The organism is Bacillus sp. JH7 (assembly GCF_001563515.1).
Taxonomy (GTDB): Bacteria; Bacillota; Bacilli; order Bacillales; family Bacillaceae_G; genus Bacillus_A; species Bacillus_A cereus.
Genome location: NZ_LPUS01000001.1, coordinates 1,261,957 through 1,278,831 on the forward strand (window position 1 = coordinate 1,261,957; position 16,875 = coordinate 1,278,831).

The window sequence follows — 16,875 nt, forward strand, 5'->3', positions numbered from 1 at the left end:
TGTGCGGAATTTTGTTGGACAACGTACATTGCATAGTTTGTCTACATTTCATAGTATAGAGCACTTTTTACTATAAATGAAATGAGATGATTGTGTGCCTTTTATAAACCGTTTTACAACAACAGTACCTGGTGCCGTCACGTTCACTGGGAACACGTTAGGGCTTAGTCCTACATCACCTGCGCCAGGTAATATTTTTGGTACACTTGCTGTGTTTACTACGGTAAATACAGCGCTGCAAGTACCAGGGTTCCCAGCAGGAACGACGGATGAATGGCAATTGAATTCTTCAAGTGCAATTTTAAATCTTCCGGCGGGGAGTAGTGTGCTATATGCAGAGTTAGTTTGGGCTGGTACTTTTCGGACTGATACGGAAGATGTTTTACCATTTTTAAATGATGATATTACATTTACAACACCATCAGGGACGTTTGCTGTTACGCCAGATCCCGCTACCGCGCAGCAAGGTTCAGTAGGAAATCAGTTTTATTATGCTCGCTCTGCTAATGTAACGAATCTTGTTAGTGCAGGTGGGGCAGGCACATATACAACAGGTGCTGTGCCCGCTGCAAGAACTTCAGCTGATCCAACAATCAGTCGTTCAGCTGGCTGGACGCTTGAGGTTGTATATCAAAATGCAAGTTTACCTCTTCGGAATTTGTCAGTTTATGCAGGCCAAGAAATTATTGATGCTTCATCCCCGCCTGTTGATGCTACTATTTCAGGATTTGCTACGCCGGCAACAGGAGCTGTTACAGGAAGAGTGCTCGTAACTGCTCAAGAAGGCGATTCTAACATTGTTGGAGATCAACTTCGCTTTGGACCGAATGCAAATGCTACAGTTGCATTATTCGGACCGAGAAACCCTGCGAATAATTTCTTCCAGTCTCAAATTTGTAATGACATTGGAGAGTTAGATACAACCGGGACATTTGGAGATTTGAATCAGCCGTTAGGGATAGCTTTAGCTGTCCGAAGACAAGGGTGGGATATTACGAATGTAAATGCCTCTGCATCATTAGTAAATAATCAAACGTCAGCAACGGTTCGATTTGTTACAAATGGAGATGGATACGCTGCAGCTGGTTTTGGTGTTCAAATTGATGCAACAGGTCCAATTATTAATCCTGTTAAATCAGTTAATAGAACAGTCGCAGGGGTAGGGGATACCCTCACTTATACGATTACGGTCCCAAATACAGGAACAGGAAGTGCAGAAAACGTTGTATTACGTGATAGTATTCCGAACGGAACGACGTTTGTTGCAGGTAGTGTTACGGTAGGAGGAGTAACACAGCCGAATGCAAACCCTGCTAATGGAATTAATTTAGGTACAATCCCAAATAACACGCAAAGAATTGTTACATTTCAAGTTCGAATAACATCATTCCCGAATCCCAATCCTATTTTAAATCGTGCAATGGTGTCATATCAATTTCGTCCTTTCGTTGGTAGTCCTCCTATTACAAGTACGTCTTCTTCAAACACAGTACAAACGACAGTGAATCAAGCAACTATAAGTATGCAGAAATCTGTAGATTTACAGACGGCAACGCTTAATGATGTATTAACGTACACAGTTAATGTCACAAATAATGGAAATGTCACTGCGAGCAATGTTATTTTTGTTGATAGTATCCCTGCTGGAACAACATTTGTCGCAAATAGCGTTACGGTAAATGGAGTAGCACGTCCAGGAGCGAATCCAGCAAGTAGTATTAATCTAGGAAGTATTAATGCTTCGCAAACGACTGTAGTGCGCTTTCAAGTTCGAGTAACATCGAACCCTCTTGTCAATCCAATTCCAAACCGTGCAAGTGCAACATTTACCTTTACTCCAGTGCCTGGTCAACAACCAGTTTCAGGGCAAGCGACAAGTAATACTGTAGTTACGACAATTAATATAGCTGATATAACAACGAGAAAAACAGTGGATAAAGCTTTTGCAACGGTTAACGACGTTCTTACGTACACGGTAACAATTCAAAATACAGGAAATGTACTTGCAACGAACGTTATTTTTCAAGACCCAATCCCAATTGGAACGACTTTTATCGCAAATAGTGTGACTGTGGACGGGGTTTCACAACCTGGGGCAAATCCAGCGAGTGGGTTTACGGTAGCTAATATATCTCCTGGCGGAAGTAGGACTGTTACATTTCAAGTACGAGTAACATCTACGCCGTCAGGTGGTACGATTCCGAATCGCGGAAATGTGTCTGCTAATTTTGTCGTTATTCCAAATCAGCCACCGATAACAATTAATAGACTAACGAATACAGTTGTGACACAAGTTAATACAGGTGGTTTGAATGTAATAAAAGAAGTGAATACAATGCAAGCAGCAGTAGGGGATACTTTAACATACACAATTGCCGTCCAAAATACAGGGAACGTTCCGTTAACAAATGTATTTTTCCAAGACCCTATTTCTTCTGCTGTTTCATTTGTTGCAAATTCTGTAACAATTAATGGAGTACAGCAAAGTGGACTAAATCCGAATACAGGATTTTCTCTTCCGAATATTCCTGCGGCTCAAACAGTTGTAGTCACATTTGACGTGTTAATTGTACAGGATCCAGAAAATGAAGATATTTTAAATCAAGCGAATGTAACAGCAAGCTTTCAAGTGAATCCGAGTGAACCACCAGTGACAATAAATGTTCCGAGTAATGTTGTGAATACGACAGTACAATCAGGAAACTTTGAAGTTGTGAAGTCAGTGAATACAGATGTTGCGACGGTGGGAGATGTTTTAGTATATACAATCGAAGTTATAAATGCAGGTAGTGTACCAGCTACAAATGTATTTTTCCAAGATTCAATTCCACAAGGGACATTATTTATTGAAAATAGTGTATTGGTTAATGGTGTTTTACAAGAGGGGGCAGATCCAGGACTTGGATTCCCATTAAATGATTTGCCTACTGGCGCCAGTGTTATTGTTACGTTTGAAGTATTAATTGATGAAATTCCCCAAGGAAATAATGTCGTAAATAATGCGAATGTAACTGGAGATTTCCTTGTAAATCCAACAGAGCCACCGATTACTGTAACAGTACCAAGTAACACTGTTATGACGGTCGTGAATTCTTCAGGGTTAAATGTAAGGAAAAGTGTAAGTGCTACTGAAGCCGGTGTAGGAGATACGTTAACGTATACAGTCCGTATACAAAATAGTGGAACGGTGGCAGCGACAAATGTATCATTCCTTGATCCGATTCCAGTTGGAACCACTTTTGTAGCGAATAGTGTAACAATAAACGGGACACTTCAACCAGGTTTAAACCCGACAACTGGATTTCCACTTGCTAATATTCCAGTAGGAGGTATGGTGACGGTCACTTTTCAAGTGACAATCACGAGTATACCACCAAATAGAGTTCTTCCGAATAATGCGAATGTCACTGCTGATTTCCAAGTAAGTCCTCTCCAGCCACCAATTACAATTGTAACGATTAGTAATATTGTTGTGACGCGAGTGAATGTAGGATCACTTAATGTAATGAAGAGTGTAAATACACCACAAGCCGGTGTAGGAGATACGTTAACGTATACGATTCTTATTCAAAATACAGGAACTGTTCCTGCAACGAATATTGTTTTTCAAGATCCAATTCCGTCTGGTACTGCCTTTGTAGCAAATAGTGTGACGATAAATGGAGTCGTTCAGCAAGGTGCGGATCCTATGGTAGGTTTCCCAGTACCAAATATTCCGGTCGGGCAAACATCTACGATTACGTTTCAAGTTACAGTGACGAGTATTCCGAGCGGTGGAAATATAAGAAACCAATCGAACGTTACTGCAAGTTTTCTTATAAATCCAGCAAACCCTCCAATAACGACTGTTACAAATAGTAATTTTGTAGTGACGCAAGTAAACACAGCACAGTTAAATATACAAAAATCTTCATCTGTACAACAAGCAGCACTTGGAGAAACTTACACGTATTCTGTTGTCATTCGAAATAACGGTACAGTAACAGCAACGAATGTCTCTTTCCTTGATCCAATTGCTTTAGAAACAACATTTGTAGCAAATAGTGTAACGATAAATGGAACGCCTCAACCTGGATTTGATCCAAATATTGGTTTCCCGCTTCCTAATATTGCAGCTGGAACATCATTGACAGTAACGTTCCAAGTTACGGTAGTTGCACCGTCTACACGTGGAGCAGTATTAAATACAGCATCTGCTACAGCCACTTTCTTATTGAATCCTTTACAACCACCTGTAACAACAACAAATTCAAGTAATACAACGGTAGTTACAATACCGTTACCTCCTCCTGGTGAAGTAACAGCAACAAAAACAGTTGATGTTGCAACTGGGGCTGTCGGGGATGTATTAACGTATACAGTGCTAATAACGAATGTAGGAATTATCCCTGTTACAGATGTACTCTTCCAAGATGTCATTCCAGAAGGGACGACGTTTGTTGACAATAGTGTAACGATAGGTGGAGTGCAGCAACCAGGATTAAATCCAGAAATAGGATTTACAGCTACTCCATTATTAATCGCTGGTGGAAGTATTGAGGTCACATTCCAAGTGACGATTACAGAAATTCCAGATAATGAAGTCATATTAAATGATGCAGATGTTACATTTACTTCACAACCAAATCCGCAGGAACCACCGATTACGGAAACGATATTAACAAATTTAGTCGTTACGACAATTAATATAGCGTTTATTTTTCCATTGAAACTAGTAGATAAAGAAGTAGCGACGGTAGGAGAAATATTAACGTATGATGTATTGATTTTTAATTTCGGAACAGTGCCAGCGACGAATGTTCAATTTATCGATACTACTTCCGCGGGTGTAGCATTTGTACCAGGAAGTGTGAGCATAAACGGGGTACCAGCACCAGGATTAAATCCTTTCATTGGTTTTACAGTTCCAGATATACCTGTCGATGATTTTGTACTTGTCACATATCAGGAAGTGGTTACAAGCATACCAGAAGGTGGAACGATTGTTAATTTTGTAGACGTTACAGCTACATTTGCTGTAAGTGAAACAGAACCGCCTATTACGGAAACAACGACAAGTAATACGACATTAACAGAAATCAATGAATCTGGTTTGAATGTTTTAAAATCAGTAAGTCAGCCGGTTGTTGCAGTAGGCGATACAATCACATATACAACAGTAGTTCAAAATACGGGAACAGTGATAGCGACGAATGTTCAATATAGTGATGTATTACCATCCTCTATAACATTCGTACCAAATAGTGTAACGATAAACGGTGTGTTACAGCCTGGATTAGACCCTAACACTGGCTTCTCACTTCCCGATATAACTCCAGGTGAAAGTGTAGAAGTCACATTCCAAGTAACAGTTGTTAGCGTTCCGTCAAACGGAACAATTGCCAATACGGCAAATGTTACTGGAAGCTTTATTTTAGTACCAGGAGAACCACCAGTTATAGTAAATCAGCCAAGTAATACAACACTCACAACTGTAAATAGAGGACGCTTTAATGTTATTAAACAAGTAAATAGAGCCGCTACTCTAGTTGGAGATGTATTGACGTATACAGTGCAAATAACGAATACAGGAACAGTAACAGCTAACAATGTTCAGTTTATTGATACGATTTCAACAGGTGCGTCATTTTTACCAAATAGTGTAACAATAAATGGAGCCCCGCAACCAAACTTAAATCCGATTACTGGATTTGGAGTTGGAGATATTCCAGTTGGTGAAACAGTTATAGTGACGTTTCAAGCGACAGTTACAAACATCCCGTCATCAGGAACAATTACGAACGTTGCAAATATAACAGGAAGCTTTACTTTAGTGTCAGGAGAGCCACCGGTTGTAGTAACAGAGCCGAGTAATACGACGATAACTAGAGTGAATAGAGGACGATTCAGCGTTATAAAATCTGTAAATAAAGAAGCGACACGATTAGGAGATACGTTAACGTATAGTGTGCAAGTTACAAATACGGGAACGGTAACAGCGACGAACGTTCAGTTTAGCGATGTTCCATCACCTAGTTTAGAATTCGTTCTTGGAAGTGTACAAATAAATGGGATTCCGCAAGTAGGTTTAGATCCATTTATAGGCTTTGCATTGCCTAATCTTGCAGTAGGGGATAGTGTATTAATTACATTTGAAGTAAATATAATCGCAGTTCCGCCTTCTAGTAGCATTATGAATACAGCAAGAGTAACGGGTGATTTCGAATTGATTCCAGGAGAACCTCCGTCTACAATTACAAATTCAAGTAATACGACAGTCACACCAGTAAATAGAGGCAGTTTAGATATGCAAAAAGAAGTAGATCATTCAATTGTTGGAGTAGGAGAAACAGTAAAGTATACGGTTCGAATATTAAATACTGGTACTGCTGATGCGATGAATATTCAATTTATCGATGTCCTATCTCCGGAAGCTGTTTTTGTACCAAATAGTGTAACTGTAAATGGAGTAGCTCGTCCGGGAGTGAATCCGCAGGTTGGATTTACGATTGTAGACATTCCAGTCGGTGAGACGGCGATTGTAACATATGAAGCTACGATTACGAGCTTTCCAGATGGTGGTACAGTAGTGAACGTTGCTGGGGCGTTAGCAGAATATATTTTAGTACCAGGGGAGCCGCCAGTTACAGTGATGGATACGAGTAATACAGTTATAGTGACGGTAAATACTGCAATCTTATTTGTTGCAAAAGGAGCAAACTTTGAAGTAGCAATGATAGGGGATGTTGTCACTTACGGAATCGCTGTTATAAATGATAGTACAGTTCCTGTGACCAACATTGTGTTAACAGATATCATTGATCCGAATACGCTATTTATAAATGGCACGGTAACGGTAAATGATGTACCTCTTCCATTTGCTAATCCGAATACCGGTATTCCGTTAGGTGATTTTCAGCCAAATGACGCAGCAATTATTAATTTCCAAGTCGTAATAACAGGAGGACAAATAAATAATTTAGTTACAAATACTGCTATAGCAAATGGGCTCGCAACTGTAAATCCGAATGAGCCGCCAGTAGTAGTTGAAGGTGATAGCAATACAGTTGTTATCCCGTTTATTCCTCAAAATGTCTCAACGACAGTCGTAAAAACGGCAAATTTACAGGCAGCAACAATTGGCGATGTTATTACGTTTACGACAGTTATTACAAATACGGGGGATACAGCAATACAAAATATTCGTTTTCAAGATATGTTAGATAGTAGTGTTCAATTTGTCCTTGGAACTGTAACGATTGATAATACGCCAGTGCCAAATGTAAACCCAGTATCAGGTTTTATTATAGGAAATTTAAATCCAGGTGAAGCACGGACAGTTTCGTTCCAAGTAGTAGTGCAGAGCGCGCCAAATGGTTCAGGAAATTATATAAATCAAGCGAGTATTCGTTTCGAACATCAAGTAGGCACAGTATTGCCACCTGTTACACAAATGGTAGAAAGTAACATAGTTGTCATTCCATTTGTTCCAACGATAGAACAAATTTGTGAAACGAATCTTAATTGCTTAAGGAAAATTCCTTTTCAATGTTCTCCGTGTAATCATTTGCAAATAAATAAAAAATAAATACAGAAAGAGCATCCGGAAAAAAGGATGCTCTTTCTGTATTTATCATGTAGATTCTTTTTCGGGTGAGGTGAAAAATTCGTCGATTTTGTCGGAGAGTAGTAATGGAATGGCTCCTTTTATAACAGAAATGTCCCAGTCCCACCATGCGAGATTCTCTAGTTTGTCAATCGTTTCTTGTGGGAAACGATATCGAACAAATTTTGCAGGATTACCAGCCACAATTGCATATGGAGGGACGTCTTTTGTAACAACACTTTTTGCACCAATAATGGCACCGTTACCAATTGTAACACCAGATAAAATGCAGGATTGATAACCAATCCATACATCATTGCCGACTACGATATCACCTTTTGAAGAAGGGTGACCAGTAATATGTGCTCCTTCATCAAAAAGTGCATTAAATGGATAAGTTGTTATCCAGTCTGCGCGATGTTCACCGCCAAGTATGAAAACGACTTCTTCTGCTAATGAACAAAACTTACCTATTTTTAATTTTGTTTCATCGTTCCAAGAAAAAATGGTTGGCCCTACTTTACTATAAGTATAATCACCAATATCATATTTATTATATTCAGGTTTTTGATTTAAATATAACATGCTTCTTCAGCCTCCTTTCTCAATTAAGTGATACGTATGGAATATTATATGCAAGATGTAGTAATGTGAACTGTATTAATAGGTGAAATGAACAAAAGGAAGTGGGATGTATGCGATACGAAATGGGTCTATATAATAAACCGTTTCAGTCAATTCAATCAGGAAAAAAAGTATATGAAGTACGCCTATACGATGAAAAACGTCAACTAATAAACAAAGGCGATGAAATCGTATTTACGAATCTTACGACAAAAGAAATGATGACGGTAAAAGTAACGGAAATAAAGCGATACGAGAGCTTTAAAGCCATGTATGAACAAATCGATAAAAAATTATTGGATTGTGAAAATGATAGTTTAGAGGAAATGTTAGAAAGTACATACAAAATATATACGAAAGAACAAGAAAAAGAGTGGGGAACAGTTGCGATTCGTATTGAGGTAATAAAATGATAAGAAATCGCGGAGCGGCTATCATTGTACAGGAAGGAAAAATCGCTCTTATAAAACGTATTCGAGAAGAGGAAACATATTATGTGTTTCCTGGCGGAGGGATTGAGGAAGGTGAAACGCCTGAAGAGGCAACGAAAAGAGAGGTATACGAAGAATTAGGGGTACATATAAAAGTGGAGCACCTCATTGCAAAGGTAAAATATAAAGGAAATGAATATTATTATGCTGCCTATATTACAGGCGGAGTGTTCGGAAGTGGAACAGCTGAGGAATTTCAGTGGGAAGGTAGAGGAAGTTATATTCCGTTATGGCTACCGATAAATGAGTTGGAAAAAGTGAATATAAAACCTTATGAAGTGGTCGGAAATATATTTAATCATTATAAAATATAACGTCTGACAACATACAAAAAAAACCATTGACATAGGCTTCTGATTTAAGTATTGTATTCGAGTATGTTTATAATCAGGAGGTTTATATGAGCAATCAAACTACTACACATCATGTGAAAATGACAACAGCAGATCCATCTGGAATTGGACTATTTGGATTAGCGATGGTAACACTTGTAGCATCATCTCAAAAGTTAGGCTTAACAGATGGCGTTTCACTTGTATTACCGTGGGCAATCTTTTTAGGAGGATTTGCACAAATCTTTGCTTGCATTCATGATGCAAAGCATAACAATACATTCGGTACAACAGCATTCGGTGCGTACGGTCTATTTTGGCTAGGTGTTGGAATGACTTGGTTAATTCAACTTGGAGTATTTGGCGAAAAATTAGCACAAGCTGCAGATTCAAAACAGCTTGGTGTAGCCTTTATCGGATATTTGATTTTCACAATCTTTATGACAATTGGTGCAATGGAAACACATAAAGTATTATTTATGATCTTCGTCCTTATTGATTTCTTATTTATCGGTCTTTCATTAAGTACTTTAGGTGTTATGCCGCATGCAATGCATAATTTAGCAGCATATTCTGAACTTCTTATTTCATTATTATCTTTCTATGGTTCAGCAGCAGCAGTGTTAAACACACACTTTGGAAAAGTTGTTTTACCAGTTGGAAAGCCGTTTGGTATTTTTAAAAAGTAATAAAAAAGCACAGATGATTGTATAGTCATCTGTGCTTTTTTATTTATTCCGCTCTTTGTGGGCTGTCTGAAAAAGCTTGATTGGTGAGGTCTCATTAAACTTTCACTTTATTTGAAATAAGTAATGTGAAATGTAAATAAAAGTAGAAAAAAATAATTGAAATTGATTCTCATTATTAATATAATGAGAATGAGAATCATTTATTGTTAGAGGGGGATGCCAAAGTGGCAAAGATTTTAATAGCTTATGCAAGTATGTCAGGAAATACAGAGAGTATTGCTGATTTAATTAAAGTTAGTTTAGATGCTTTTGATCATGAAGTAGTATTGCAAGAAATGGAAGGCATGGATGCTGAAGAATTATTAGCTTATGATGGAATCATTTTAGGATCTTATACGTGGGGCGATGGTGAATTACCATTTGAAGCGGAAGATTTTCATGATGACTTAGAAAATATAGATTTAGCTGGGAGAAAGGTAGCGGTATTCGGATCGGGTGATACGGCGTATGAACTGTTTTGTGAAGCGGTAACGATATTTGAAGAACGTCTTGTGGAACGCGGTGCAGAGCTTGTACAAGAAGGGCTGAAAATTGAATTAGCTCCAGAAGATGAAGAGGATGTTGAAAAATGCAGTAATTTTGCAATTGCATTTGCTGAGAAGTTCTAAGAATGGGAGTGTCAACGTGGAGACAATGTTAAGTGCAACTGCTATTACAAAGTTAAGAGATGGAAAACTGTTGTTAGCTACTACATATAATGGCTTATTTGTTGAACAAGACGGAGAATGGAAACGAATTTTAAATGGTTTTCAAAAACGAATTAGGGATTTACATAGCGAAGATAATGTAGTTTATGGTGTAGGTGACGAAGGGATTTTTATTCGTAGTATGAATGGTGGAGAGAATTGGACAATTCAGCGTTTTCCAACAAAAGCAACGAGTTGGAATGTATGTAGCAATGTACAAGGAACTGTTGTTGCTCATGGAGAAAAAATGCTGTATCTTTCTAATAATTTCGGTTCGACATGGGAAACTATTCATCCGTTTCTTGAGTATGGCAGTGCGGCACCGTCTATTCGATCGTTATTTTTATATAAACATTACTTATTTATTGGTACGAAAATTCATGCTAAATATGGTGGTGTTTGGCTCTTTGATTTGAAGACACGTAAATTAAAGAGGATTAAAATTGCGATGAATCAAATGATCTCTGCGTTGACTTTACACAATTCTTATTTAGTAGCGGCAAGTGGATCGTGCAAGGGAGTTAGCGGGAATATTTCTTATTGTAAAATAGATGAAAGTATTGCAAGTGAAAAAATATATTGGCACACATGTCAAAGTGAGCAGAAAGCAAGTAGTTATTTAGACTTAAGTGTAGATCAACATATTTTATATACAACTTCAACGCAAAATAAGGCGGGTATTAGTAGTGTGTGCCGTGTGCTTCTTGAAGAAGGTATTGTTACAGTATGTGATTCGGTTAAAGGGCACGGATGGCGCATTGTTAATCAAAAAGATGGCTATGTAGTAGCCGGATCAGGTGAATTAAAAGCAATGCAGTGGGAACAAAAAATAATTTAAGAAAAAAACTTTACTTTTATTATATTGATATGATATAGTATATTTAAACCATTTTACTTTTAATAATATAGAGATTTAAATGAGCTGTAACTTCCGAGGAGGATAGCAATGTTAAATCTCCTCAGGGGTTGCAGTTTTTTAATATCTGGCTTATTATTGTAAGGTGGTTGAAAATGAATATGTACATATAGGTACATTGTAGGAGGATTTTTTTCATGCAAAACGGTAAAGTAAAATGGTTTAACTCAGAAAAAGGTTTCGGTTTCATCGAAGTTGAAGGCGGAGAAGACGTATTCGTTCATTTCTCAGCTATCCAAGGCGAAGGCTTCAAAACTTTAGAAGAAGGTCAAGAAGTTACTTTCGAAGTAGAACAAGGTAACCGTGGACCTCAAGCTACTAACGTAAACAAGAAGTAATTTTTGAAAAAAGAAGGGCTCGCCCTTCTTTTTTTTTGCATTTTTATAGATGTCCTCCTACTTACATATCATAACGAGACTGAATTTTCATTTATTTATTCGGAGTATTTTTGTATAAAGTACATGAATAAATAAATACTGAAAATAAAGTGTTTGTGTGAAAAGGAATTTAGAAAGAGGTAAATAAATTGAAAAACGCTACACATTTTATTGTGTTTGATATTGAGAGGAATTTCAGACCGTATAAATCAGAAGATCCGTCAGAAATAGTTGATATCGGAGCTGTAAAAATAGAAATAGGTACAATGAAGATAATTGAAGAATTTTCGGAGTTAGTAAAACCAAGTGCACGATTAACTCGTCATACAACAAAATTAACCGGTATTACGAAAAAAGATTTAATGGGTGTAGAAAAATTCCCTCAAATTATAGAGAAATTTATTCAGTTCATCGGCGAAGGTTCTATATTTGTTTCATGGGGAAAAGAAGATTATCGCTTTCTATCTCATGATTGTACATTATATGGTGTTGAATGCCCAAGTATAGAAAAAGAAAATAGAATTGATTTGCAAAAATTTGTTTTCCAAGCATATGAGGAATTGTTTGAACATACGCCAAGTTTACAATTTGCGGTAGAACAGCTCGCTTTAACGTGGGAAGGAAAACAGCACCGTGCTTTAGCAGATGCTGAAAATACAGCAAATATACTTCTTAAAGTGTGTAGCGAGAGAGATATTAATAAGCGATACAAAAGACATGGTGAACTTGAACTTGTAAAAAACGGAAAACTAACAGAAAAAGCGAAAAAAAAGATGCGAAAATGGGTGTTTAAAGAACTAAAGAAAAATACAGAACGCCCTTTTGAATGGAGTACATTTGAAAGTGGTGACACGTGGGAAAGTATAACGGAAAGATATTATATAAGTGAAAATACAGTAGAACTCCTGAAAAAACATTTTCGTACAGCAGTGAGAAAAGCGGAACGGCAGATTAGGTATTTGGCTGAGATGGAGGAGAATACAGAGGTTAAATGAATTGCTCCTCCATCTCTAACTACATACATGTAATAACAGCGTATTGATATTAAATAGGCATCAACTTGTTGTTGTGATTGTGCATTATAATTGCTTTGGGAGTGTTAAGACGTAATAAGAGTTTCAAACCGTATTAATAAAATAAAAATATATATAAAGAAAAGAGTGTAGTTTAATGGAAACAATCTTTAACATTTTAACTGTTTTAGTTTTTTGGATAATATTTACCACACAATTAGCATTAACTACACTTTCTTTCATAGTAAAGAAGGATTGGAAAAAACTTAATATCTCTTTAAGTTGTGGTGTATTAAAGTTTAAAATAGAAGAGTAAGATTGAGTTTTGTACAAGGGAGGTGTGATAGTGGTAGACTTAGATATTAAAGATGTCACAGTAAAGATGGAATTAAACGGTGTCTTTTGGAATGAGGATCGGATTGCTGAAATGAAGGTGACTACAAAAGAAGAGCATTCTTTTATTCTTCGTCTAGTAGTTGATTTAGAAAGTAAAACTATTAGGGTGACGAGTGCGGAAATAGTGAATGGATTCTGCCCTCTGTGCAAACAGAAAAAGGACGAATGTAGTGAACTTAATGACTTGCAAAACAAAATGGAAATTTTAGAAGAAGCCTACGATTGGGTGAGAGAACATCCGGAATATCGTTTTCAATTATCTTTTTACGAGTACAATAAATTTGAGGTAGTAAAGTGAAATTTGCATTTTAACAACTTATAGAAGGACTTGGTCAACTAGAAATATTGAAGTAGATATTTTCTAATAGAAATAAGCTTGTATAACAAGGAAGGGATATATTTGATTCTGCAACAAATGTCATCTTGCATCAAAAAAATTTGAAAATAAGCATGTTTTATTATAAAGCAGAAAAATCGATTCTTAGTAGAATCGATTTTTAATATAAATAAAAGAGCGCTTATTAAAAGCGCCCAGTAACAACAGTTATATGGAAGTATTTATCCCGTAAAAGCCCGATTGGTGAGGGCTAATAATTAGTGGGGGATGAACAAAACCCCACTGATTAAAGTTTCACTTTATTCAATACCGCTCGGATCAAACGAATACTGCTGCTTATTCTCAATCCGCTCAATCACATCTTGCAGCTCATCTGGCTTCAGAAACTCAATAGGAGAGAAGCCTTTTTCAAATGTAAGTGTGTCTGCTTCAATCATAAGTACATATCGATCATTTACCTTCGCAATATGTATTTGATCCCCAAAATCCGCAAGCAACGCCTTCACAGAGATATGATCGGCTTTTAGTTTTAATTCCACTTCAGGAGCATGCTCGACGATTTGAGCGGTTGCTTCCATTACTTCTTCAGTTGAAAATTGTTCCATAATTTCGCGTTTCGGACTGGCAGCCCATACTTCCATCGCTTGGTCGAATTGTTCGCGTTCTTCCGTACCTTCTTCAAATACATCTTCAATTTGGTCGTATACCATGTCCATTACTTGTGTTTTCATAATTTCAGGCATAGAGCGTTCATATTCGACGAATTTTAAGAAGTCTTCAAAGTAGCGGGCATGTGATGCTTGGTGTATTTTTAGTTCGCCTACTTCAACCATACCTTCTTCAGGCATGTACGGATATTGGATAGATTTCATATTCTTTGTTGTGATGGCCATTTCAACGTTACGAATCAGTGTTGATTCATCAGAAATAGAAGCAACCTTTGGTTCAAAGTCGCATTTCATTACGAATACGAATGGATCATCAAAGTATTTGCGTAGTTTTGCCTGAGCAATTAAAAATACACCACCACGTACAGCGCTTGTGTCAAGATATGTATAAACGAGAGGTTCGCTCATATCTTTAAAGTTTTCTTTTGTTTCTGCAAAGCGAATACGATTAAAAAGGTTGTAATGAGGGTTTGAATCAAGTTCGTGCCCTTCTTCTACAATAAAGCGACCAATTTTTGTTGGGGCTTGTTCTGTTTTTGCATGACGTTCTACTTTTCGCTTCGATATTTTTAATAACTCACCATTCAAAAATTCTTTTAAGGAACTATCTTCATATTCTTCAGCATCTAAAGTTTGAAAATGTTTGTAGCGTTTATCAACTGCTTCACCTTTTCCTTCTACTTGTACAACATAAAAGGAAAGATAATTTATTTCAAAATCCATATTTATCACCTTGTTTCATTTCATTAACTCTTATCAGTATAGAGATGGAAAAAACTTTCGTCAATTTATATAAGGAAGGGGAAGCCCCTTCCTTTATATAATCTTTATTTTCTCGATTAAAATCCGTCTTCTAATGCTGCGAATGGAATGTTTAGTCTGTTTTCTACTGTGCGTAAACGTTGGTTTAAGCGGTTGAGTCTACGTGTATGGCGCTCAACTGTATTTTCTAGTTGACGTACTCTTTGTTCAAGCTCATTTACGCGTCTTTCTAATTGACGATTTCCAGTGCCAGGAAAAGAGATTGGAAGTTGGAATTGTCTATTTTGGTCGTATGGATTCGTGTGCTCTGCTTGATCTATATAAGATTGATATTGTGTTTGTAAGTCATACTGTGGTTGTTGGTACGCATATTGATTATATGGATCATATGGATTGTAGGGATACATAATAACATCCTCCATTTCTTTAAAATAGGTTGAATACACCATAATGTATGTGCAAAAGCGGAGCGGTGGCACGGCAAATACCTATTTATGTTGACGGGATTTCTCTTTATCCCGCTATTTGCTGGGCAATAAGACCCCCATGTCAAAATTCAGCAGAAACAAAGAAGGTCGGGATGCCCGTAAAACCCCCACTGATTAAAGTTTCACTTTATAAAAAATAGCTTGAGGGTTTTTGATTTGTATTTCTTTTGCTTAATGGTATATACTGGATAAAAGGGGGAGTTTACATAAAAGTTACAATTCTATCAAACTCAAACTTTTATGTAAATATGTATAGACATTTATAAAAGAAAAGAGTAATTTATATAGAGTGAAAAATAACTTGTAACATTTTATAAACATATTGTAAAATGATTGTAACAAAACATACATAAAAATGAAATAAATACATAATAGTGATGTTGGGGAAAGGGAGAGAGTATATTGTTCCGTAAAGTAAAGGGTATATTAGTTGGGGTGTTATGTGTAGCTATAATGAGTGGCTGTGGTGCAAAAGTAAGTGATGTTGCATTGGTAAGTGATATTGGTGGGCACACTGTAGAGGCTAAAGCAGAAGTACAGGATACTATTAGTTTAGTTGATGGTCGAACTGGTACTGAAGTGAAAAAATTAGATTTATCTGGTTTAGGCTATTTTGAAGATGAAGCGAAATTTAAAAAGTCTGTAACAAAGGTTGTTGGTGAGGTTGGAAAAAGCGTCGACAAAAAAATGGTTCCTTCACGTATAGCACCTGATGGAAGTTGGCAAGAAGGAAAACCTTCTTATGAATTATTGGAAAAAGAATTAGTAGATAAATTGTTAAACGTTGGTATGTGGGATGCTACGTATCAGTTGCCGATCGTGGAGAAAAAACCAGTCGCAACATTAAGTGATGCGCAAGGAAATGGTACGGTAATTGGTAGATATGAAACGAACTTAGGTGGTTCAACAGGTGGCCGTATTGAGAATATTCGTTTGTCAGCAGCGAGCATAAATGGAGTTGTGTTAGCAAAAGGAGACCGTTTCTCTTTTAATTCATTAATCGGTGATACAACACCAGATAAAGGATATCAATTAGGGAAAGAAATAGTTGATGGTAAATTAGTAGATGGATATGGTGGTGGTGTTTGTCAAACATCTTCAACTTTATACAATGCAGCAGATCAAGCTGGCCTGAAAATGGTGGAGAGAACTACACATTCTAAAACGGTAGGTTATGTTCCACAAGGAAGAGATGCTACAATTGCATATCCATATTTAGATTTAGTATTTGAAAATACGAATGATGCACCTGTGAAGCTTTATATGGGCATTCAGGGTGGAAAACTAGTTGCTGAAGTACATAAAATGAGATAAGAGTTATAAAGCCACCTTTTCTGAAATTTAGAAAAGGTGGCTTTTTTATTATGAAAATAAAAATGTATGTAAATTCTGACTTTTCTTATTTACATAGGATGATTTTAGTTGTATCCTTCATAGTAACGGTTATATGT

Annotated in this window: 13 protein-coding genes; 10 read left to right on the forward strand and 3 right to left on the reverse strand. The window is 36.9% G+C overall.

Annotated features, from left to right (window positions below):
- Nucleotides 1–94 precede the first annotated feature (94 nt).
- Complete coding sequence (locus AU379_RS06600) at nt 95–7,567, forward strand: DUF11 domain-containing protein (protein WP_061139029.1); 7,473 nt, start codon at nt 95–97, stop codon at nt 7,565–7,567.
- 45 nt (nt 7,568–7,612) lie between these two features.
- Here AU379_RS06600 and AU379_RS06605 read toward each other — a convergent pair whose 3' ends face one another.
- On the reverse strand, nt 7,613–8,170 hold the full coding sequence (locus AU379_RS06605) for a CatB-related O-acetyltransferase (protein ID WP_000966304.1): 558 nt from the start codon (nt 8,168–8,170) through the stop codon (nt 7,613–7,615).
- A 110-nt stretch (nt 8,171–8,280) separates the two neighbouring features.
- Between AU379_RS06605 and AU379_RS06610 the strand changes: the two genes are divergently transcribed.
- The 8 genes from AU379_RS06610 (at nt 8,281) to AU379_RS06645 (ending at nt 13,467) form a co-directional block, all read left to right on the forward strand.
- Nucleotides 8,281–8,622 carry an ASCH domain-containing protein gene (locus AU379_RS06610; protein ID WP_001268348.1) on the forward strand — a complete coding sequence of 114 codons (342 nt, stop codon included), beginning with the start codon at nt 8,281–8,283 and terminating at the stop codon, nt 8,620–8,622.
- Nucleotides 8,619–9,014: an NUDIX domain-containing protein gene (locus AU379_RS06615; protein ID WP_000620829.1), complete on the forward strand. Its 396-nt coding sequence runs from the start codon at nt 8,619–8,621 to the stop codon at nt 9,012–9,014. The genes AU379_RS06610 and AU379_RS06615 overlap by 4 nt, the downstream gene beginning before the upstream one ends.
- A gap of 86 nt (nt 9,015–9,100) precedes the next feature.
- The gene (locus tag AU379_RS06620) at nt 9,101–9,721 is read left to right on the forward strand and encodes a GPR1/FUN34/YaaH family transporter (protein WP_000070938.1); all 621 of its coding nucleotides are present in this window, start codon (nt 9,101–9,103) and stop codon (nt 9,719–9,721) included.
- 224 nt (nt 9,722–9,945) lie between these two features.
- Nucleotides 9,946–10,389: a flavodoxin gene (locus AU379_RS06625; protein ID WP_061139030.1), complete on the forward strand. Its 444-nt coding sequence runs from the start codon at nt 9,946–9,948 to the stop codon at nt 10,387–10,389.
- Nucleotides 10,390–10,405: 16 nt separating this feature from the next.
- Nucleotides 10,406–11,305: a hypothetical protein gene (locus AU379_RS06630; RefSeq protein WP_000449493.1), complete on the forward strand. Its 900-nt coding sequence runs from the start codon at nt 10,406–10,408 to the stop codon at nt 11,303–11,305.
- Between the two features lie 215 nt (nt 11,306–11,520).
- Nucleotides 11,521–11,721 carry a cold shock-like protein CspB gene (gene cspB, locus AU379_RS06635; protein ID WP_001179150.1) on the forward strand — a complete coding sequence of 67 codons (201 nt, stop codon included), beginning with the start codon at nt 11,521–11,523 and terminating at the stop codon, nt 11,719–11,721.
- A 188-nt stretch (nt 11,722–11,909) separates the two neighbouring features.
- Entirely contained in the window at nt 11,910–12,755 is an 846-nt protein-coding gene (locus tag AU379_RS06640) for an exonuclease (RefSeq protein ID WP_000786415.1), read from the forward strand.
- 364 nt (nt 12,756–13,119) lie between these two features.
- Nucleotides 13,120–13,467, forward strand: coding sequence for a hypothetical protein (locus AU379_RS06645; RefSeq protein ID WP_000227980.1), 348 nt, complete (start codon nt 13,120–13,122; stop codon nt 13,465–13,467).
- A 338-nt stretch (nt 13,468–13,805) separates the two neighbouring features.
- Here the strand turns inward: AU379_RS06645 and AU379_RS06650 are convergent, their stop codons facing one another.
- On the reverse strand, nt 13,806–14,897 hold the full coding sequence (locus AU379_RS06650) for a DUF3900 domain-containing protein (RefSeq protein ID WP_000345046.1): 1,092 nt from the start codon (nt 14,895–14,897) through the stop codon (nt 13,806–13,808).
- A gap of 116 nt (nt 14,898–15,013) precedes the next feature.
- Nucleotides 15,014–15,343: a hypothetical protein gene (locus AU379_RS06655; protein ID WP_000283715.1), complete on the reverse strand. Its 330-nt coding sequence runs from the start codon at nt 15,341–15,343 to the stop codon at nt 15,014–15,016.
- Nucleotides 15,344–15,826: 483 nt separating this feature from the next.
- Between AU379_RS06655 and AU379_RS06660 the strand changes: the two genes are divergently transcribed.
- Nucleotides 15,827–16,738, forward strand: coding sequence for a VanW family protein (locus AU379_RS06660; RefSeq protein ID WP_000488970.1), 912 nt, complete (start codon nt 15,827–15,829; stop codon nt 16,736–16,738).
- Nucleotides 16,739–16,875: the final 137 nt, after the last annotated feature.

Bases quoted from the DNA above. Each gene is read 5' to 3' on its own strand.
- AU379_RS06650 (WP_000345046.1), bottom strand. From the start codon at position 14,897: ATGGATTTTGAAATAAATTATCTTTCCTTTTATGTTGTACAAGTAGAA.
- cspB (WP_001179150.1), top strand. From the start codon at position 11,521: ATGCAAAACGGTAAAGTAAAATGGTTTAACTCAGAAAAAGGTTTCGGT.
- AU379_RS06620 (WP_000070938.1), top strand. From the start codon at position 9,101: ATGAGCAATCAAACTACTACACATCATGTGAAAATGACAACAGCAGAT.
- AU379_RS06610 (WP_001268348.1), top strand. From the start codon at position 8,281: ATGCGATACGAAATGGGTCTATATAATAAACCGTTTCAGTCAATTCAA.
- AU379_RS06655 (WP_000283715.1), bottom strand. From the start codon at position 15,343: ATGTATCCCTACAATCCATATGATCCATATAATCAATATGCGTACCAA.
- AU379_RS06605 (WP_000966304.1), bottom strand. From the start codon at position 8,170: ATGTTATATTTAAATCAAAAACCTGAATATAATAAATATGATATTGGT.
- AU379_RS06615 (WP_000620829.1), top strand. From the start codon at position 8,619: ATGATAAGAAATCGCGGAGCGGCTATCATTGTACAGGAAGGAAAAATC.